Source organism: Algibacter aquimarinus (assembly GCF_039543265.1).
Lineage (GTDB): Bacteria > Bacteroidota > Bacteroidia > Flavobacteriales > Flavobacteriaceae > Algibacter_B > Algibacter_B aquimarinus.
Genome location: NZ_BAABJK010000009.1, coordinates 122,759 through 143,436, shown reverse-complemented (window position 1 = coordinate 143,436; position 20,678 = coordinate 122,759). Strand labels below are relative to the sequence as shown.

The window sequence follows — 20,678 nt, the reverse complement described above, 5'->3', positions numbered from 1 at the left end:
TAAATTATACTAAACAAGCGTTCCAAATTGCATCATTTGGTAAAGGTGCATTTATAGAAATAGATTCTTTTTTTACAGGATGAATAAATTCTATATGTCTAGCATGTAAACTTATGCTAGCATCTTTATTACTTCTGTCAAAACCATATTTTAAATCACCCTTAATAGGGCATCCTATATTTGATAATTGAACTCGTATTTGATGATGTCTACCAGTTTCTAAATTAACTTCGAGTAAATAATAGTTATTTAGTTTTTTTAAGACTTGATAATGAAGAATTGCTTTTTTACTATTAGGAACCTCTTTAAAGTAAGCTCTAGATTTATTGTTTTTTGGGTTTTTAACAAGCCAATTTACGAGAGTGTCTTCTTGTTTAGGAGGTTCATTTTTTACAATTGCCCAATATGTTTTACTAATTTCTTTTGAAAGGAATAATTTATTTAACCGAGGTAGTACTTTACTAGTTTTTGCGAAAATAATGAGTCCTGTTGTTGGCCTATCTAAACGATGAACTGTTCCTAGATAAACATTTCCTGGTTTGTTATATTTGTCTTTAATATATGCTTTAACAACATCGCTAAGTGGTTTATCTCCTGTTTTATCGCCTTGTACAATATCACCCGCACGTTTATTTACAATTATGATATGGTTGTCTTCAAATAAGACCTCTAGGTTAGATTTGTTAGACAAAACTTTAGACATATTAGATTTTTAAGGTGGATTTAAACTTAGAAATCATTTTTATAATCTCTGTTAACTCTTTGTCTAAATCATTTAATTCTAGCTCAGAAATAAATCTTAAATCATAAGCTATTAATATTTGTGTTTCAATTTCATAGGCAGACCCCAAAGTCATTTCAAGAAATCTTGAAAAATCTTTATTAGATTTTCTTGATGAGCCCTCAGCTATATTTGATGGTATTGATACTGACGCTCTGCCTAATTGATTTGTTAAACCAAGTTTTTCAGAGTCTGGAAATTTAGATGTCATTGAATAGATTTGAGAACAAAACAATCTACTTCGTTTCCAAATTTCTAAATCTTTAAACTTGTGCATCTAAAATTCGTCTAATTAATCTAAAAATATAAGTTATCTCAATTAATATTGTTCACTTTCATTAGGGAAATCTTGTGTTTTTACATCATCAACGTATTGAGAAATTGCTTTAGTCATTTCTTCATACAAATGTAAATACCTGCGTAAAAACCTTGGGTTAAACTCATGTGTCATTCCTAACATGTCATGTAAAACTAAAACCTGTCCATCTACATGTGGTCCAGCTCCAATACCAATTATAGGAATACTAACACTTTCAGCTACTTGTTTTGCTAAAGCTGCTGGAATTTTTTCTAGTACAATTGCAAAACAACCAATACGCTCTAGCATTTTTGCATCTTCTAGTAGTTGTTCAGCCTCTTGTTCTTCCTTAGCACGAACGGTATATGTGCCAAATTTATAGATAGATTGAGGAGTTAATCCTAAATGGCCCATTACAGGAATACCAGCGTTTAATATACGTTTTATGGATTCTTTTATTTCCTTACCACCTTCAAGTTTTACTGAATGAGCTCCACTTTCTTTCATTATTCTTATGGCAGAACGAAGCGCTTCTTTAGGGTCACTTTGGTAACTTCCAAACGGTAAATCAACTACAACTAAACATCTATCAATAGCACGAATTACGGAAGATGCATGATAAATCATTTGATCCAAAGTAATAGGTAATGTAGTTTCGTGACCAGCCATAACATTACTAGCAGAGTCACCAACTAGAATAACGTCTATGCCAGCGCCATCAACAATTTTTGCCATGGTATAGTCGTATGCCGTTAACATTGATATTTTTTCGCCAGTGGCTTTCATATCAACTAACGATTTTACGGTAACACGTTTATATTCTTTTTTAGCTGTAGACATTTGTATTTTGTTTAGTTCGCTTGTAAAAATACTAAATTAACAAGATACTGTTAAACTTTTCTTTAAGTGGTATTATAATTAAATATGATACTATAAATTAGATTTAAAATATTGAATATGAAGATAGTAATAGTATTCCTGGTTTTTTTATTTACAATTTCAATTACTGCGCAAACTGATGAAGAAAGTCTAGTAAAAGCTTCAGTAGATACTTTTTTTGAAGGATTTCATAAAGGAGATACAGCTTTGATGAGAACTGTAATGGCAGATAAAATTTTGATGCAAACAGCATATAAAAACAAAGAAGGTAAAGATGTTTTGGTATCTGATGAACCAACTAAATTGATAAATGCTATTGCTACTAGACCAGATACACAAAAATGGGATGAGCGTTTGTTAAGTTATTCTATACAAATTGATGGTAATATGGCAAATGTTTGGACGCCTTATGAGTTTTGGTTTAATGGTGAATTTAGTCACTGCGGAGTCAACTCATTTCAGCTATTTAAAGATGGTGACCAATGGAAGATTATTTATTTGATTGATACTCGTAGACGCTCTGATTGTAAAAAGGACTAGTTAACAATCCGACAAATAAACACCAACTGCTAAACCACCTTCAGAGGTTTCTTTGTATTTAGAATGCATATCTTTTGCAGTTTCCCACATAGTATTAACCACTTTATCAAGAGGAACTTTTACGTTTTCTGGAGAAGTATCTAAAGCCAATTCAGCTGCATTAATAGCTTTTATTGCTCCCATAGCATTACGTTCTATACACGGAATTTGTACCAAACCACCAATAGGATCGCAGGTTAAACCTAAATGATGCTCCATGGCTATTTCAGCAGCCATTAATACTTGTTCTGGTGTGCCACCTAAAAGCTCACATAAAGCACCTGCTGCCATAGCTGATGAAACTCCAATTTCTGCTTGACAGCCTCCCATGGCAGCACTTATTGTAGCTCCTTTTTTGAAAATACTTCCAATTTCACCCGCTACTAGAAGGAAACGTTTGATATCTTCAAAATCTCCATCATGATTTTCTATAACTAAATAATACATTAAAACCGATGGAATAACACCCGCACTTCCATTAGTTGGAGCCGTTACTACTCGACCTAATGAGGCATTAACTTCATTAACTGCCAAAGCAAAACAACTTACCCATTTTAGTATTTGACGAAATTTAACTTCAGTATCTCTAATAGCGTAAATCCATTCGATAGGATTATTATATTCTATAGAGCCTTTTAAGTTTTGATGTATATCAAATGCCCGACGCCTTACATTTAAACCTCCTGGAAGATTACCTTCTGTATGGCAACCAGTATACATAGAATCGAGCATTGTATTCCAAATACGTTTCAATTCTAGATCAATATCTGTTTCTTCTCTAATAGATTTTTCGTTTTCTAAAACGACCTCTGAAATGGGTTTATTTAAAGTATTACAAAATTGAAGTAATTCTGAGCCTTTATCTATCGGGTAAGGAAATGAACATTTTATTTCAAAATTTCTTTTTGAATTTTTGCGTTCTTCTTTTACAACAAAACCACCTCCAATAGAGTAGAATGTAGAAGTTGTTTTTTTTCCATTACAAATTGCTGAAAATTTTAATCCATTAGCATGAAATGGTAAAAACCTTTTATTAAATATAATATCTGTTTTTGGTATAAAACCTAAAGTCTTTTCATTATTAAAAGATAAAGTATTAGTGTTTTCTATGTTTTTAATGATTTCACTAATCTGTTCTGTTGGAATGGTTTCTGGATTAGCACCATTTAAACCGAGCATTATGGCATAATCAGTGGCATGTCCTTTTCCTGTTAGTGACAAAGAACCATATAAATCGACTGCTATTTTTTCAACCTTTTCAAATTTATTAGCATGTTTTAATTCTTGAATCCAACGTTCGGCAGCACGCCACGGACCAAGTGTATGCGAACTGGAAGGGCCAATACCAATTTTTAGCATGTCGAAAACTGAGATACATTCCATATGGCTTAAAGGTTACAGTTGAACAAATATATCAAATAGAACCTTCTAGCTTTCAGTTTTTGTAAATAAAAAAGCACTATCAAATTAATGAAAGTGCTTCAATTATATTTATAAATTTTTTACTCTATGATTAGATAAATTTTATCTGATTTCGAATGACTCTATGGCACTAGCATCCATAATTAAATTAAAATCAGAAGTGTCAAGACCATCAATATTAATTGCAGGGACTACAACAACTCTAAAAACTTGGTTTTGAGTCCAAGTATCATCCAATGTATTAAAATCTACTGTCCCATCTAAGAAGAACTTTACATCCTGTTGTGTAAAATCATAATTGTAAACTAATATACCGTCGTTAAAATATTCAGTTTGTGTTAGCAGTCTCCAAATAGGCTCTCCAGCATCAGTTTCCCATTCAATGTAAACTAAAGTTACATCAGAAGGAAAAACTTCAAAACCATATGGTTCTGTAAACTGGAAATTATTATCCGCATTAAAATTAACTTCAATTTCAAAAGCAGAAGCAAAGACAAGGCCACCGTCTTCTCCATCAATCCCATCAAAACCATCAAAACCTGGAGGTCCTTGTTCTCCTGTACAAGATGTTAATAATAAGGTAAATACTGTGATAAAAGATAAAATTCGTTTCATGTTATTAAGATTTTCTTGTTATGTATCAAACTATATACCAAAGTGATTGTAATTTTATTAATTGTTTAAAATAAATTTATGACATCATGTCACATTTCTTGTCATGGCATAATCATTGACTTATACTAATCGAAATTTAAAATGAACATTCAACACTAATAAAAAATATATTATGAGTAAAATTATTGGAATCGATTTAGGAACAACCAACTCTTGCGTTTCTGTGATGGAAGGTAATGAGCCTGTTGTAATCCCAAACGCGGAAGGTAAACGTACTACGCCATCGGTGATTGCTTTTGTAGAAGGAGGAGAGATTAAGGTTGGTGATCCGGCGAAAAGACAAGCGGTAACAAACCCAACAAAAACAGTTTATTCTATTAAACGTTTTATGGGTAATAAATATTCTGAGTCTAAAAAAGAAGCAGAACGTGTACCTTATAAAGTAGTAAAAGGGGATAACGATACGCCTAGAGTTGACATTGATGGTCGTTTATATACGCCACAAGAATTATCGGCTATGATTCTTCAAAAAATGAAGAAAACGGCTGAAGATTATTTAGGAACTGATGTAAGTAGAGCTGTAATTACAGTGCCTGCTTATTTTAACGATAGCCAACGACAAGCGACTAAAGAAGCTGGTGAAATTGCTGGTTTAAAAGTAGAACGTATTATTAACGAGCCTACTGCTGCAGCTTTAGCATACGGTATGGACAAAAAAGGAACTGACCAAAAAATAGTGGTTTTTGACTTTGGTGGAGGAACACATGATGTATCAATCCTTGAATTAGGTGATGGTGTATTTGAAGTACTTTCTACGGATGGTGATACACACTTAGGTGGTGATGATGTAGATGAAAAAATCATTAACTGGTTAGCAGATGAGTTTAAGGCTGAAGAGTCTATGGACTTAAGAGAAGACCCAATGTCTTTACAACGTCTAAAAGAAGCTGCTGAAAAAGCAAAGATTGAATTATCATCTTCTGCGCAAACAGAAATCAATTTACCATATATTACAGCTACTGCTAGTGGACCAAAACACTTAGTACGTACATTAACACGTTCTAAATTCGAACAATTAATTGACGATTTAGTAAAACGTACTATTGAGCCATGTGAGTCTGCATTAAAAGCAGCAGGTTTATCAAAATCTGATATTGACGAAGTTATTTTAGTAGGTGGTTCTACACGTATTCCTGCAGTACAAGCAGCGGTTGAGAAATTCTTCGGAAAAGCACCAAGTAAAGGTGTAAATCCTGATGAAGTTGTATCTCTTGGTGCTGGTATCCAAGGTGGTGTTTTAACTGGTGATGTTAAAGATGTGTTACTTTTAGATGTAACGCCATTATCTCTTGGTATTGAAACTATGGGTAACGTATTTACGAAGCTTATTGATGCGAATACTACGATTCCTACTAAGAAATCGCAAATATTCTCAACAGCGGCAGATAATCAGCCTTCAGTAGAAATTCACGTATTACAAGGTGAACGTGCTATGGCGGCAGATAACAAAACTATTGGACGTTTCCATTTAAGTGATATTCCACCAGCAAGACGTGGAACACCACAAATTGAAGTAACGTTTGATATTGATGCTAATGGTATCATTAAAGTATCTGCGGAAGATAAAGCGACTGGTAAAAAACAAGATATTAGAATTGAAGCATCTTCAGGTTTAAGCGAAGAGGAAATCGAGAAAATGAAAGCAGATGCTGAAGCAAATGCTGAAGCGGATAAAGCTGCAGCAGAAAATGCTCAGAAATTAAATGAAGCTGATTCTATGATTTTCCAAACTGAAAAGCAATTAGAAGAGTTTGGTGATAAATTATCTGATGATAAGAAAAAACCAATTGAAGAAGCTTTAGAAGAACTTAAGAAAGCTTATGAAACTAAAGATATAGAGGTTATTACACCTGCTTTAGATAAAATAAATGAAGCTTGGAAAGTAGCATCTGAAGAAATGTACAAAGCACAGGCAGAAGCCCAAGGTGGTGCACAACCAGGTCCTGAAGCAGGAGCAGGTGAGCAAGCTCAAGCTGAAAGCAATGATGTTGAGGATGTTGACTTTGAGGAGGTTAAATAATAGCAGATTATTCTGAGTTCTTTCAGAATAACATAATACAAAACGCAATCATTTATTTGATTGCGTTTTTTTTATAGCGTAATTCTTATTATAATTGCTGTCTTAACCTTAACCAAATCGAAATCATGAAAAAATTAAGCATTTTATTTTTTGTACTATCAACCATTTTAGTTTCCTGTTCTAGTGATGATGACGGCGCTAATATTTCAGCTAGTATAGTTGGCAAATGGATAGCTACTGATATTGAATTTGAAGGAGATATTTCAGCTGTAGTTGAAGGAGAGAGAATCAATTTTACATTTACTGGTGAACCTACTGATCTCGATCATTCTCTTACATTTACCGAATCCCCCAATGAAGTTGTTTCTGAAGGTGGATTTGATTTAGAAGTAACAACAAATCTAGGTGGCTTCACTGATACTGAAACTGTAGAGGGAGAATCTATAGTTGAAACAGGTAGTTGGGAACAAAATGGCAACCTACTGACTGTAGCTAATTCTGGAGAAGGTGGTGATATTGAAATTTTTGAGTTAACAGCAACAAGATTGATTATCGGGACAGAGGCATCTGAAACAGAGACTATTGATGATATAGAAACAACTCTAAACTCTACCTTTAAAATAATTTATATTAGAGAATAATATTAATATAACAAACGCAACCTTGTTGGTTGCGTTTTTTTATTCGTTTAATTCTTTATTTACTATTTCTATTAGCTTGTAATTTAGTGAACTACCATCTTGAGGAGGATTTTCAATTTTAATTTTTTTCACCTTTAATTGGTATCTATAACCTTCTTCATAAATTTCATCAAAGCCTTCAATGCTGTTATAAAACAATTGCCAGTTACTTTCATTAATTGTTATTCCCTCTTGAACTCGATAACAGGTACGCTCTTCTAATCCAACACAACTTACGCGTTCGGAATCAACCCAAAAGGATTCAATCAAAACAGAATCGTCAGATGAACATGAGAAATTAGCAAGAATTAATAGGATTACTAAAATAGAATACCGTTTCATAGTTTGATTTTATATAATGATGAAAGATGTTATAAAAGGTTGCGCTAACTAACATTATTTTTTTGATAGTTTTATAGTAACTGCAAAACCCATACTTTTGGTACCTGAAAAAATATGATGTCTTTTTCTATAAAACTTAAATCAAAATATACTCCAAAACGTTTAGCCATAAAACTAAACGCTAAAGGCGAACAGTTTGTTTTAAAAGGCCATCCTTGGGTGTTTTCAAATAATATTGCTAAAATAAATGATAATGCTAAATCTGGCGACTTAGCAATTGTTTTTAGTAAAAATAAAAATCGAGTTATTGGCTTAGGTTTATATGATGCAAATTCTCCAATCAGAATAAAAATGCTTCATAGTAGTGCAGAGAAAGTAGAAATTAATGCTACTTTTTTTAAAAATATAATTGAAAAAGCTTTTAGCAAAAGGCTGTCTTTACTAAAAACAAATACTAACAGTTACCGCTTGTTATTTGGCGAAAACGATGGATTTCCAGGGTTAATAGCTGATGTATACGCGTCAGTATTAGTGGTGAAAATATATTCTGAAATTTGGTTGCCTTATCTAGAAATTATTATTCCTAATTTACAACAAACATCAAAAACAGAAACTGTAGTTGTTCGTTTAAGTAGAAGTTTAGAAAAATCGAAATCGCATCAACTTATAAATGGCGAAGTCGTTTATGGTTCGCTAAAAAATGAAGTTGTAGAGTTTGTGGAACATGGTGTTAATTTTTCTGCGAATGTTATTAAAGGTCATAAAACAGGTTATTTTTTAGATCATCGCGCTAACAGAAAACAAGTAGGCGAGTGGAGTAAAGGTAAAACAGTTTTAGATGTTTTCTCTTATGCAGGAGGGTTTTCAGTTCATGCGTTAGCAAACGGAGCTAAAGAGGTTACAAGCTTAGATATTAGTAAGCAAGCTCTAGAAATTGCCATTGAAAATGGAAAATTAAATTCCTATTCAGGACAGCACAAAATAATAGCTGGTGACGCTTTTGCAGAATTAAAAAAGTTTATTAAAAAGCAAATTACTTTTGATGTTGTAGTAATAGACCCACCAAGTTTTGCTAAACAAGCTTCGGAAATTGAATTGGCTAGGAAGAAATACGCTCAACTAGCCGAATTGGGAGAACAGCTTACAGGCAGAAATGGACTGTTAGTCTTAGCATCTTGTTCCTCCAGAGTATTGGCTGAAACGTTTTTTGATATTAATAACCAAGTATTATCTTCTACACATAGAAAGTACGATTGTATATTAAAAACACTACACGATACAGATCATCCAATCAGTTTTCCTGAAGGCGCTTATTTAAAATGTGGCTATTATCGTTTCTCAAATTAATAGGTATATCATCTAATTTGTTATGCATGCATAATATTTGTTATATTTGTTGAAATCAATTTTTACCATGGAAACAAAATTAACTGAACTTCTTAGCATTAAATATCCTATTATTCAAGCACCCATGTTTTTAGTTTCTAATGTGTCTATGGTTAAAGAAGCTATGTTTGGTGGAATAGCTGGTTGTATTCCTGCATTAAATTATAGAACTTTAGATGAATTAAGGATGGCCTTACGCGAATTAAAAGCAGCTAAACCTAAAGGTGGCTCGTTTGGTTTTAATCTTATTGTAAATAAATCTAATGTTAAGTATAAAGGCCAATTGGAAGTCATTTGTGAAGAAGGTTGCGACTTTATAATAACATCATTAGGAAGTCCAGAAGAAACCATTAATCAAGCTCATAAAGCAGGTATTAAAGTGTTTTGTGATGTAGTAGATTTAAAATTTGCAAAAAAGGTTGAAGGTTTAGGCGCTGATGCTATTATTGCTGTAAACAATGAGGCAGGAGGTCACCGAGGCGATAAATCTCCTGAAGTATTGATTAAAGAATTAAGTACAAATTGTAATATTCCTGTAATATCAGCCGGTGGTGTTGGTTGTAAAGCTGATATTGATGAGATGTTAAGCTATGGTGCAGAAGGCGTTTCAGTTGGTAGCCCATTTATAGCATCGGTTGAAGCTGGTGTTACGGACGAATATAAACAAGCATGTGTTGATTACGGAGCAAAAGATATTATAATGACAGAGCGTATTTCTGGAACACCTTGTACGGTTATAAATACACCTTATGTTCAAAAAATTGGAACTAAACAAACCTGGTTAGAATCTGTTTTGAATAAAAATAAGAAACTTAAAAAATGGGTAAAAATGATTCGTTTTTCAATTGGAATGAATGCTACTAAAAATGCAGCCACAAAAGCAACTTACAAAACAGTTTGGGTTGCTGGACCGAGTATAGAGCATACCAATGCTATTCTACCTGTTAAGGATATAATTTCTAAGCTTACCAAGTAGATTAGGTTTTCATCAATTTCATTTTTTTTATTATTTAAACGTATATAAACTTTTGCCTATCTTTGAAAGGTTAATAAAGGTTTAGCTAAAAGCTATTAATAAGGAATTGTGTTAAAATCGCAAGCTGTCGCGCAACTGTAATTAATTATTTTTTATAATTATAAGCCAGATACTTCCCTTTTTATTTCTAATATAAACTGTGCTTTCGCGATTTGAAGCTAAGTGAGAACTTTCATTAAAATATTTTTTGAAATATTTAATGTTGTTTTGCTTCTTTTTATTCGCTGCACTAAAAAAAGAAGTTATGAAAACCTTTAAAAAAGTCTTAAGAACACCACTTATCTGTTGGGATATTTATGCAATGCATCTATCATCATAAGCTAAAAACTTTAACAAACAAACTGAAATAGAAATTTTAAAAGAGTTTCAACAAAAATTTAATTGGTGTTTAGATATTGAAACGCTTCTAGAAAGTAGTGAGTTTGAAGCACTGGTATTAACCGATAATAATCAAAATATTAAGTGGGTTAACAAAGGCTTTACTAAAATGACGGGTTATCCTGCTAACTACACTATAGGAAAAAAGCCAAATTTTCTTCAAGGTGAGCAATCATCATCAAAAACTAGAAAAATTATCAGAACTCAATTGCAATCTGGACATTCTTTTAAAGAAGAAATTATAAATTACAGGAAAGATGGCAAGCCTTACAAGTGTGAAATTAAAATTTATCCCCTAAAAGATGAGAGCAATGAAATTGTTCATCTTTTGGCTTTAGAGAATGCCTTAGATATATGATATATTCAATAATAATATTAAGCCTTTGATTGTAAAGCGTTTTATTTGTATGTTTTTTAGTCATTAGGTTTTATTAATATTACAAATGTATTTATTAATTGAAACAGATACTTTTCCATTGTTGCTGTTTTAAATAAATTTTCAATTAATTTGATTTAATGTGTAACTTACAGGAGTAATGTTGCGTCTTACTTCAGAATCTAATAATCAATCAAAAAACATCTTATGAAATCAATTTCAAATTTTAAACTGTGGAAAACAAGCGGGCTAATTCTAGTCTTATTAGTTTTTTCAAGCACCGTATTTTCTCAATCCAAAGTCGATAAAATCAACGAACTTATTAGTAAATATGCAGAGTATGGTAAGTTTAATGGTTCTGCCTTAGTAGCTAACAACGGTAAAGTTATTTATAAAAAAGGGTTCGGAATGGCGAATATGGAATGGGATATTCCCAACACATCAGATACTAAACATCGTTTAGGTTCTGTAACAAAACAATTTACAGGGATGCTTATTTTACAATTAGTAGCAGGGGGTAAATTAGATTTACAAAAGCCAATTACAACCTATTTGCCAGATTATCCAAAGGAAAACGGCGATAAAATTACAACCCATCATCTTTTAACACATACATCAGGAATACCTAACTACACATCGTTTCCTGGATTCATGCAAAATGAAACTCGAAACCCTTACACGCCAGAGGAGTTTATCAAGAAATTTCAAGATAAAGATTTAGAATTTACTCCAGGAGAAAAATTCGCGTACAGTAATTCAGGTTATTTTTTACTTGGAGTTTTAATTGAAAAGTTAAGTGGAAAAACTTACGAAGATATGCTCCATGAAAAAATATTTAAGCCATTACATATGGATGATACTGGTTATGACCATTTTGGAGATATTTTAAAAAAGCGTGCCACAGGTTATGAAAGAATTACTACAGGTTATGAGAATTCTAGATATTTAGATATGTCAATTCCATATGCGGCAGGTTCTATGTATTCTACAGTTGAAGATTTGTATAAATGGGATCAAGCACTATACACAAATAAACTACTGCCACAAAAATATATGGACATGTATTTTAAACCTTATATTCCTGCATGGGGAAATAGTCATTATGCTTACGGATGGGGTGTTGGTTATAGTAAAATAGGAAAATCTAAAGATAGTATTTACACCATTTCTCATGGTGGCGGTATCAATGGTTTTAACACCAATATTTCTAGAGCACCATCAAATAAATCTCTGGTTGTACTTTTTAGTAATACTGGAGGCGCTCCACTAAATTCTATAACGCGTGCTATATATGGCATTTTAGATGGTAAAGATTATAATATGCCAAAAAAATCTTTAGCAGATGAATTATATACTGTCATAGAAGATAAAGGTCTTGAAACAGGATTAAAGCGTTATAATACTTTAAAGGATTCTGATGCTTATAGTTTAAATGAGCAAGAAATGAACGCTATGGGCTATAAATTAATGGGTGCTGGTAAAACTGAAGCTGCAGCTGAAGTATTTAAACTTAATATAGATGCATTTCCAAAATCATCAAATGCTTATGATAGTTACGGTGAAGCCTTAATGAATTTAGGTAAAAATGAAGCATCTATTAAAAATTACCGAAAGTCTGTAGAATTAGACTCAAGTAACCAAAACGCTATCGAGTTTTTAAAGAAAATGGGCGATGATGTAAGCGATTTACAAAAAGAAATTGTGGTTCCTGAAGCGATTTTAGAAACCTATGTTGGTAAATATGAACTCATGCCTGGTTTTATTTTAGATGTTACTAGAGAAGGCAGCCAATTAAAAACACAAGCCACGGGGCAACCTGTTTTTGATATTTTTCCTAAAAACGAAAATGAGTTTTACTTAAAAGTGGTTCAAGCCCAATTACAGTTTAATAAAAATGAAGCTGGAGTAGTGGATAGTGTAACCCTTTTTCAAGGTGGGCGAGAGATTACAGGTAAACGCGTAGAAGAATAATAGTTTTAAAATATTGAAAGAAAACCTCTCGTTATGGGAGGTTTTTTTGTTTATAAGTGTTTATAACTCATATGTAAAATAGTTCTTTTGTTGTATGAAAAATTCTAACTTCGCTTATCAATCGATATCGTTCATTGAAACGGAACGATATCTTTACGTTGTGGTTAATTTATGAAACGCCTAATAACAATATTTATATTTTCAATTAGCATCAATATTGCTAATGCTCAATTCGATGAAAATAATGCGATTTATTCAACTGGTGAGCTGAATCTAGGTAATTATATAGGATTTGACATTAACCTGAATTATGTCTATAAAGAAAAATACTCTTTCAAAGTTGGATACACTGGGAATATCCGAAAACCAAAATCACAACCTGAAAATTACACATCTGGTTTGACTGGAATATTTCTTTTTGGATTAGCTAATCCTTATGACCAATTTGAAAATTATCAAATCGGTTTTGGAAAAATATATAACCTTAATAAAAGTGGAACTATAAGAGCAAACTTATCACTTGGATTAGGCTATTCAACAATAAGAGAACCAGAAAATTGGCAAATGATTAATGATGCTTTTTTAGCGGAGAATTATACTTGGGATTATCAAAAGCATAACACGGTAAGTTTAATAATAAATCCTAAAATAGAATTTCCATTCACAAGATTTTACGGATTAACAATTTCGCCTATGTTACAAATAAATAAAGACAGAACTTACTTTGGAGTTGGAATTGGACAAATGATTGGATTATTGAGAAAAAGAAAAAATTAACCACTACACCGTATAAAAATAATGCTTAGTTTAGTTTTTAATCAAAGGTTAGTGAGTTTTGCTAGCTTCTGATTTTCCTTCGGAAAATCCTCGCGCACAAAACCGCACTATTCTTATACAATCACGATAACCGCACCTCCTAAAAACCTTCAAAAACTTCAGTTTTCAATATTTCCCATTCTTCTTTCAAAATGCCATAACAACAGGTATTGCGTCTAATGCCATTCAGCATAACTACATTTTTGCGTAATATGCCTTCAAACTGTCCGCCAATTTTTTGTACTGCTTTTCTAGATGCTGTATTGCGTTCATCAACTCTAAATTCAACTTTCTCAAAGCCTAAAGTTTCAAAAGCATATTGCAGCATTAAAAACTTCATGTTTTTGTTTAATCCTGTTCCTTGAAATTCTCGCCCTATCCAAGTGGCACCAATATGTAAAACCTTATTATGCCAATTAATGTTCATGTAACGCGAGGTTCCGGCGTAGGTTTCGGTTTGTTTATCAAAAATAATAAAGGGTATTGCCGTTTTGCTTTCATACCAATTTAATGCGGTTTGTACGTAGGCTTTTAAATCTTCGGGCGTATCAATTTTACTTGGCGAGTATTGTACCAAGTTTTTTTGATTAGCAATAACAGATAAATGTTTGTAATTATTTAAATCTAAAAGTGTAAGCTTTACACGATTGTTTTCTAGAGTTGGTACTTTCATTTAATTATAAAATGTATTTGTTAAAACTAACCAAAAAGACCCAAACCATTAGTGGTGTATTTCGTATTTTAGCATAGCAATTTTAAATGTAAAATATTTATGAAATTATCCAAAGAAATCGTGAAAGAAAAGTTTAAAGACATGTGTAAAAACACATTAATTGAGACTTTAGAAATTGAGATGATAGATTTTGGTGATGATTTTTTAATTTTAAAAATGCCCGTAACGTCTAAAGTACATCAACCAGACGGTGTTTTACATGGTGGTGCTACGGTTGCATTGGCAGAAACCACAGGAAGCTTTGCTGCAGAGTTGTTATTAAATACTAAAGACTACTTTGTAAGAGGTATAGAAATTTCTGCAAATCATTTAAAAAGTATACGTGAAGGCAACGTTTACGCCAAAGCAAAATTTATACATAAAGGTAAAACCACACAGTTATTTGAAATTCGGGTTACTGATGATAATGATAACTTAATTTCGCTTTGTAAGCTAACCACAATTTCTCTTCCTAGAACTAAATAGCCTGTATGATTTCAGATGATTTTTTCGAGCAGATAAAGCAGCAATTTGATAATAAGTTACCTTTTGTAGCATACAGAAAACCAAATCAAGAACAGCTAATTGCGCGATTACAATACAACACTGATTTGTATTTTGTAAAAGATTTTTCGGAACAAGGTTTTGTGTTTTCTCCTTTTGAAAATATTGAAGAAACTGTAATAATACCCAACAAAGCTTCTAAAGTAATTTACGGTCATCAAACGTACCAAGACCCTTTAGATATTGATAAAAGTAAATTTGATGAATCTAGCTTGGAAAACTCAAAAGCAAAACACATCAATTTAATACAAGAAGGTATTGAGGCTATAAAAAATTCGGAACTAAAAAAAGTAGTTTTATCAAGAAGAGAAACCATCGATTTAAACGAAAAGAACCCAATTGAAATTTTTAAAAATCTTACTAAACATTATAAATCGGCGTTAATTTATTGCTGGTATCATCCTAAGGTTGGTCTTTGGTTAGGCGCAACTCCAGAAACTTTATTAAAAATTGAAAATAGTCGCTTTTCAATTATGGCTCTAGCTGGTACGCAAGATTTTAAAGGCGATTTAAATGTAAAATGGCAAACGAAAGAAATTCAAGAACAGCTTTATGTAACAGATTTTATTGTAGATAATTTAAAATCGTCTGTAATTAAAATTGAAACTTCAGAAGTGGAAACGGTTCGAGCAGGAAACCTGTTGCATTTGCGAACACTAATTTCGGCCCAATTAAAGCCAAATACACCATTAAAATATATTATTGAAGCGTTACACCCAACACCTGCAGTTTGTGGATTACCAAAGGCAATAGCCAAAGACTTTATTTTAAAAAATGAGCATTATAATCGAGAATTTTACACAGGTTTTCTTGGTGAATTAAACGGCGAAACTGTTAAAGCACCACGTTCTGGAAAAAGAAATATTGAACACAGAGCATATACTGTAACCAAAAATAGCACACAACTTTATGTAAATTTGCGTTGTATGCAAATTAAAAATAATCAAGCTATTATTTATGTTGGCGGAGGTATAACCGAAAGCTCTAATCCTGAAAGTGAATGGCAAGAAACCATATCCAAATCCTTAGTTATTAAATCTATTCTTTAAGTCGCTTTTTTTAATACGCTATTTTGTATTTTTGTATAACAAAATTGCTAAATGATTTATCCAAAAATTCCACTTGCGCAAACTGTAGTACAGCTTTGTAAATTAAAAGGAATAAAACACATAATAATTTCTCCGGGTAGCAGAAATGCACCATTAACTATAGGTTTTACAAACGATCCTTATTTTAAATGTTATAGCATTGTAGATGAGCGTTGTGCAGCTTTTTTTGCTTTAGGTATTGCACAACAATTGCAAGGACCAACCGCAGTTGTTTGTACATCGGGTAGTGCATTATTAAATTATTATCCGGCAGTTTCTGAAGCATTTTACAGTGATATTCCTTTGGTGGTTTTATCTGCTGATAGACCAAAACATCTAGTTGGTATTGGTGATGGACAAACCATAAACCAGAAATACGTTTTTAAAAATCATATTTTATATTCAGCAAATTTAAAGTTGGATTTAAAAGATGAAAAGAATGTTCCTTTAAATGAAGAACTGCCTATAATTAAGAATCTTGAAGATAAATTAGAACGTTTTTTAGGTTTACAAAAAAGTATTCAAAGCCATAACGAAGAGGAAATTAATGTGGCTATAAATCATGCACTTATTAATAACGGTCCTGTGCATATTAATATTCCGTTTGATGAACCTTTGTATGAAACGGTTAATGCGCTTAGTGTATCACCAGAAGCTGATGATGTTAAGCCTAAACCAAGAGCTATTGATGATTACACACTAAAAGACTGTTTAGAGTATTGGAATGCTTCTACAAAAAAAATGATTTTAGTTGGTGTAAATAAGCCAAATAACATTGAGAAAAAATGGTTGGATGAACTAGCTGAAGACGATAGTGTTATCATATTTACTGAAACAACATCTAATCTGCACCATAAAGATATCTTCCCAAGTATAGATCAAATTATTGCGCCTTTAAATGCGCAAAAAGAACAAGATTTACAACCAGATATTTTAATCACTTTTGGTGGATTAATTGTTTCTAAAAAAATAAAAGCGATTTTAAGAAAAAACAAGCCAAAACAACATTGGCATATCGATGTTAAAAAAGCCAACGATACTTTCTTTTGTTTAACTAAGCATATAGAAACCACTCCGAATCAATTTTTTGAAACACTACTTCCCAAAATAACGCATTATGTGAAGAGTGATTACAAGGATAATTGGGCTTCCATTAAACAACAGCGTTTAAAAAAGCATGCTGAGTATTTAAATACAATTCCGTTTTCAGATTTCACGTTTTTTAATTCGGTTTTAAAGTCAATTCCAAATAATGTAATACTGCAGGTTAGCAACAGTTCCGCAATTCGTTACACACAACTCTTTAATTTAAATAAAACTCTGGAAGTGTATTGTAACCGAGGTACAAGCGGTATAGATGGAAGTACATCTACAGCTATTGGTTGTGCTGTTTCAAATATAAAACAAACCGTTTTTATAACTGGAGACTTAAGTTTCTTATACGATAGTAATGCTTTATGGAATAATTATATTCCAAATAATTTTAGAATTATTGTTATAAATAATAGAGGAGGAGGCATTTTTAGAATTCTACCGGGACATAAAAACACCGAAAATTTCGATACCTATTTTGAAACCAACCACCATTTAACAGCAGAACATTTAAGTAAAATGTATGGTTTTAAATATGAAACGGCTACAAATGTTAATGATTTAGAAGACTGTTTAAAAACGTTTTACAAGAAGGATAAACAGCCTAAACTTTTAGAAGTATTTACACCTAAGGCCATTAACGATGAAATTCTATTAAATTATTTTGAGTATTTAAAGTAATAATGTGACCAATTAAGATAAAATGTGTCTAAAAAATAGGTATATTTAGAAAGTATTTTACGAACACATTAAAAAGACATTATTATGAGTAAACGAGATGATTTAATTGCTAAGTACGCAGCTGATTTAAAAGACAAATGCGGTGTAACTGCAGACATGGATTTATTAACTAAAGTAACAATTGGTTGTGGTCCATCAATTTACAATGCAGATTCTTCAACAGTTTCAGGATCTGATGCTTCTGAATTAGCAACTGTAAAAAACAATTTTTTAATAAAAAAATTAGGATTAGCAGATTCTTCTGCTTTAGATGAAGGTATTGCAAAAGTTATGGAGCAATATGGTCAATCTAACAGAAATAAATATAGAGCAGTTGTTTACTATTTGCTTACAAAGCATTTTGGTAAAGAGTCTGCTTACTAGACTTAACCGTAACATGTTTTAAAGCGTTGCATTATTGTAACGCTTTTTTTATGGTTAAAAATTGAATATGATTACCTTTGCGGCATGATAATATTAGGGCAAGTAAATACTTTAGAAATACTTCGTGAAACTGACCACGGTGTTTATTTAATTGATGAAGATGACAATGAGGTGTTGTTACCCAATAGGTATGTACCTCAAGAATTTAAAATTTGGGATAAGCTTGATGTTTTTGTTTATTTAGATAATGAGGAACGACCAGTAGCCACAACCGATATGCCTTATATTATGCGTAATGATTTTGCATTATTACGTTGTAATCAAGTTACGGATTATGGTGCTTTTTTAGATTGGGGATTGGTTAAAGAATTATTTTGTCCGTTTAAAGAGCAAGCTTTTAAAATGAAACCAGGCGGATGGTACTTGGTACATTGCTATTTAGATGAAAAGACTGATAGATTAGTAGCATCTAGTAAAACTAATCGATTTTTAGATAATAAGGATTTAACAGTTAGTCAGTTTGATGAAGTAGATCTAATAGTTTCACATCCATCAGATATTGGTATGAATGTTATTGTAAACAAAACGCATTTGGGCTTAATTTACAAAGACCAGATTTTTAAAGATATCAGTGTTGGAGATAAATTAAAAGGTATTATTAAAAAAATAAGACCAGGTAATAAATTAGATATCAGTTTAGGGCAAATAGGTTATCGAAATATAGAACCCAATGCAGATAGAATAATGAAAGAGTTAGAAGATAACAGTGGTTTTTTAAATCTAACAGATAAATCGAGTCCTGAAGCTATAAAAGATGCTCTTCAAATGAGTAAAAAGAACTTTAAAAAGGCGGTTGGAACCTTGTATAAAAAACGTTTAATAGAAATAAAATCAGACGGTTTATATCTGGTTTAGAATTTTTACAGATGATAAATCAAGATACCATTGTAGCTTTAGCAACACCCTCAGGTGCAGGAGCAATTGCGGTTATTAGATTATCAGGAAATGATGCTATAACCATAGCAGAGTCTCAGTTTAAATCAGTATCTGGCAAACAACTTATTAAGCAACAAACGCACACTATTCATTTGGGACACATAATAGATGGAGAAAAAACTATAGATGAAGTTTTATTATCTATTTTTAAAAATCCAAATTCATATACTGGAGAGAATGTAGTTGAGATTTCCTGCCATGGCTCTAATTATATTCAGCAAGAAATTATTCAATTATTTTTAAGAAAAGGTTGTAGAATGGCAACTGCAGGCGAGTTTACACTTCGTGCATTCTTAAATGGAAAATTAGATTTATCTCAAGCAGAAGCCGTAGCAGATTTAATTTCTAGTGATAATGAAGCATCTCACCAAATAGCTATGCAACAAATGCGGGGAGGGTTTTCTTCTGAAATTTCTAAACTTCGTGAAGAACTTTTAAATTTTGCATCCTTAATAGAGCTCGAACTAGACTTTGCTGAAGAAGATGTTGAGTTTGCTGATAGAACACAATTTAATGATTTAGTTGAGCGTATTCGTTTTGTATTAAAACGACTTATAGATTCTTTTGCTGTAGGTAACGTTATAAAAAATGGAATTCCAGTTGCTATTGTAGGCGAGCCTAATGTTGGAAAGTCTACACTTTTAAATGCGCTTTTAAATGAGGAACGCGCCATAGTTTCAGACATTGCTGGTACAACTCGAGATACTATTGAAGATGAAATCTCAATTGGAGGTATTGGTTTTCGATTTATAGATACTGCTGGTATTCGAGAAACTAAAGATGTTGTTGAAAGTATTGGTATTAAAAAAACTTTTGAAAAAATAGATCAAGCTCAGGTAGTAATATATTTGTTTGATGCATCAGACTTCAAAACATCAATTGGAACATTTCAAATTGAAATTGAAAAAATTAAAAACAAGTATCCTCAAAAACCACTTTTAGTTATAGCTAACAAAATAGATAAAGTTTCAGACGAAGAAAGAAGAAAGCTAGATATTGCTTTAAGTAAAGTTGAAAACTCAAATTCTATTTCCTTATCAGCTAAAATAGGCGTAGGAGTAGACATGTTAAAAGAAAAGCTACTGAGTTTTGTTAATACCGGAGCGCTGAGAAATAATGACACTATTGTTACTAATTCTCGTCATTACGATTCATTATTAAAAGCCTTTGAAGAAATTGATAAAGTAAAACACGGTTTAGATACTGGTTTATCAGGTGATTTATTAGCAATCGATATCCGTCAAGCTTTATATCATTTTGGAGAAATTACTGGCGAAATAACTAATGATGATTTGTTGGGTAATATTTTTGCTAACTTTTGTATTGGCAAATAGATAGTAATTTATTTGATCTTGTTTTAAGTTAAGCGGCTATATATCAATTCTTTGTTGAATGTTATTGTTAAAAAAGGAATGTCCCAAATTTTTTTGGGACATTTTAATTATTTTCCTTTTCACAAAAGCACTTGAGTTTAGACCTTTTG

At 31.9% G+C, this 20,678-nt stretch carries 20 protein-coding genes, 1 pseudogene and 1 riboswitch; of the genes and pseudogenes, 14 read left to right on the top strand and 7 right to left on the bottom strand.

Annotated elements, in window-relative coordinates; all coding sequences use genetic code 11:
- Positions 1-4: 4 nt before the first annotated feature.
- The 3 genes from ABD939_RS13115 to panB are packed head-to-tail and all read right to left on the bottom strand — an operon-like array spanning position 5 to position 1,919.
- Positions 5-703 carry an RluA family pseudouridine synthase gene (locus ABD939_RS13115; RefSeq protein ID WP_345169506.1) on the bottom strand — a complete coding sequence of 233 codons (699 nt, stop codon included), beginning with the start codon at positions 701-703 and terminating at the stop codon, positions 5-7.
- A 1-nt stretch (position 704) separates the two neighbouring features.
- The gene (locus ABD939_RS13110; RefSeq protein WP_345169503.1) at positions 705-1,058 is read right to left on the bottom strand and encodes a four helix bundle protein; all 354 of its coding nucleotides are present in this window, start codon (positions 1,056-1,058) and stop codon (positions 705-707) included.
- Between the two features lie 42 nt (positions 1,059-1,100).
- Positions 1,101-1,919 carry a 3-methyl-2-oxobutanoate hydroxymethyltransferase gene (panB, locus tag ABD939_RS13105; protein WP_345169500.1) on the bottom strand — a complete coding sequence of 273 codons (819 nt, stop codon included), beginning with the start codon at positions 1,917-1,919 and terminating at the stop codon, positions 1,101-1,103.
- Between the two features lie 117 nt (positions 1,920-2,036).
- Between panB and ABD939_RS13100 the strand changes: the two genes are divergently transcribed.
- Positions 2,037-2,498 (top strand): nuclear transport factor 2 family protein, encoded by a 462-nt coding sequence (locus ABD939_RS13100; RefSeq protein WP_345169497.1) that lies wholly within the window; start codon positions 2,037-2,039, stop codon positions 2,496-2,498.
- On the opposite strand, the pseudogene ABD939_RS13095 reads toward ABD939_RS13100, so the two are convergent.
- Both ABD939_RS13095 and ABD939_RS13090 read right to left on the bottom strand, forming a co-directional pair.
- Positions 2,499-3,851: pseudogene (locus ABD939_RS13095) on the bottom strand (L-serine ammonia-lyase); the annotation flags it as partial.
- A gap of 210 nt (positions 3,852-4,061) precedes the next feature.
- Positions 4,062-4,574 (bottom strand): hypothetical protein, encoded by a 513-nt coding sequence (locus ABD939_RS13090; protein WP_345169490.1) that lies wholly within the window; start codon positions 4,572-4,574, stop codon positions 4,062-4,064.
- 172 nt (positions 4,575-4,746) lie between these two features.
- Between ABD939_RS13090 and dnaK the strand changes: the two genes are divergently transcribed.
- Together dnaK and ABD939_RS13080 are read left to right on the top strand one after the other, a co-directional pair.
- Positions 4,747-6,654 carry a molecular chaperone DnaK gene (gene dnaK / locus ABD939_RS13085; RefSeq protein ID WP_345169487.1) on the top strand — a complete coding sequence of 636 codons (1,908 nt, stop codon included), beginning with the start codon at positions 4,747-4,749 and terminating at the stop codon, positions 6,652-6,654.
- 125 nt (positions 6,655-6,779) lie between these two features.
- Positions 6,780-7,295, top strand: a complete 516-nt coding sequence (locus ABD939_RS13080) for a lipocalin family protein (RefSeq protein ID WP_345169484.1) — start codon at positions 6,780-6,782, stop codon at positions 7,293-7,295.
- A gap of 39 nt (positions 7,296-7,334) precedes the next feature.
- On the opposite strand, the gene ABD939_RS13075 is transcribed toward ABD939_RS13080, so the two are convergent.
- Positions 7,335-7,676, bottom strand: a complete 342-nt coding sequence (locus tag ABD939_RS13075) for a DUF4377 domain-containing protein (RefSeq protein WP_345169481.1) — start codon at positions 7,674-7,676, stop codon at positions 7,335-7,337.
- Positions 7,677-7,793: 117 nt separating this feature from the next.
- Here ABD939_RS13075 and ABD939_RS13070 point away from each other — a divergent pair, with 117 nt between their 5' ends.
- The 5 genes from ABD939_RS13070 (at position 7,794) to ABD939_RS13050 (ending at position 13,600) form a co-directional block, all read left to right on the top strand.
- The gene (locus tag ABD939_RS13070; protein ID WP_425550294.1) at positions 7,794-9,023 is read left to right on the top strand and encodes a class I SAM-dependent rRNA methyltransferase; all 1,230 of its coding nucleotides are present in this window, start codon (positions 7,794-7,796) and stop codon (positions 9,021-9,023) included.
- Between the two features lie 67 nt (positions 9,024-9,090).
- On the top strand, positions 9,091-10,038 hold the full coding sequence (locus ABD939_RS13065) for an NAD(P)H-dependent flavin oxidoreductase (RefSeq protein WP_345169475.1): 948 nt from the start codon (positions 9,091-9,093) through the stop codon (positions 10,036-10,038).
- A gap of 60 nt (positions 10,039-10,098) precedes the next feature.
- Positions 10,099-10,233: riboswitch (cobalamin riboswitch) on the top strand.
- Between the two features lie 211 nt (positions 10,234-10,444).
- Positions 10,445-10,834 (top strand): PAS domain-containing protein, encoded by a 390-nt coding sequence (locus ABD939_RS13060; protein ID WP_345170159.1) that lies wholly within the window; start codon positions 10,445-10,447, stop codon positions 10,832-10,834.
- 225 nt (positions 10,835-11,059) lie between these two features.
- Positions 11,060-12,823, top strand: coding sequence for a serine hydrolase (locus ABD939_RS13055; RefSeq protein WP_345169472.1), 1,764 nt, complete (start codon positions 11,060-11,062; stop codon positions 12,821-12,823).
- 171 nt (positions 12,824-12,994) lie between these two features.
- Complete coding sequence (locus tag ABD939_RS13050) at positions 12,995-13,600, top strand: hypothetical protein (protein ID WP_345169468.1); 606 nt, start codon at positions 12,995-12,997, stop codon at positions 13,598-13,600.
- Between the two features lie 139 nt (positions 13,601-13,739).
- On the opposite strand, the gene ABD939_RS13045 is transcribed toward ABD939_RS13050, so the two are convergent.
- Complete coding sequence (locus ABD939_RS13045; RefSeq protein ID WP_345169465.1) at positions 13,740-14,312, bottom strand: GNAT family N-acetyltransferase; 573 nt, start codon at positions 14,310-14,312, stop codon at positions 13,740-13,742.
- Between the two features lie 99 nt (positions 14,313-14,411).
- Here ABD939_RS13045 and ABD939_RS13040 point away from each other — a divergent pair, with 99 nt between their 5' ends.
- The 6 genes from ABD939_RS13040 (at position 14,412) to mnmE (ending at position 20,529) form a co-directional block, all read left to right on the top strand.
- Positions 14,412-14,837, top strand: coding sequence for a PaaI family thioesterase (locus tag ABD939_RS13040; RefSeq protein ID WP_345169462.1), 426 nt, complete (start codon positions 14,412-14,414; stop codon positions 14,835-14,837).
- A gap of 5 nt (positions 14,838-14,842) precedes the next feature.
- Positions 14,843-15,964, top strand: a complete 1,122-nt coding sequence (locus ABD939_RS13035; protein ID WP_345169459.1) for a chorismate-binding protein — start codon at positions 14,843-14,845, stop codon at positions 15,962-15,964.
- Between the two features lie 51 nt (positions 15,965-16,015).
- Positions 16,016-17,776 (top strand): 2-succinyl-5-enolpyruvyl-6-hydroxy-3-cyclohexene-1-carboxylate synthase, encoded by a 1,761-nt coding sequence (gene menD / locus ABD939_RS13030; protein WP_345169456.1) that lies wholly within the window; start codon positions 16,016-16,018, stop codon positions 17,774-17,776.
- Between the two features lie 84 nt (positions 17,777-17,860).
- Positions 17,861-18,199: a DUF2853 family protein gene (locus ABD939_RS13025; RefSeq protein ID WP_345169453.1), complete on the top strand. Its 339-nt coding sequence runs from the start codon at positions 17,861-17,863 to the stop codon at positions 18,197-18,199.
- Positions 18,200-18,283: 84 nt separating this feature from the next.
- Positions 18,284-19,114 (top strand): CvfB family protein, encoded by an 831-nt coding sequence (locus tag ABD939_RS13020; RefSeq protein WP_345169450.1) that lies wholly within the window; start codon positions 18,284-18,286, stop codon positions 19,112-19,114.
- 11 nt (positions 19,115-19,125) lie between these two features.
- A complete protein-coding gene (gene mnmE / locus ABD939_RS13015; RefSeq protein WP_345169448.1) occupies positions 19,126-20,529 on the top strand; it encodes a tRNA uridine-5-carboxymethylaminomethyl(34) synthesis GTPase MnmE in 1,404 nt (467 codons plus the stop codon).
- The last annotated feature ends 149 nt before the right edge of the window (positions 20,530-20,678 follow it).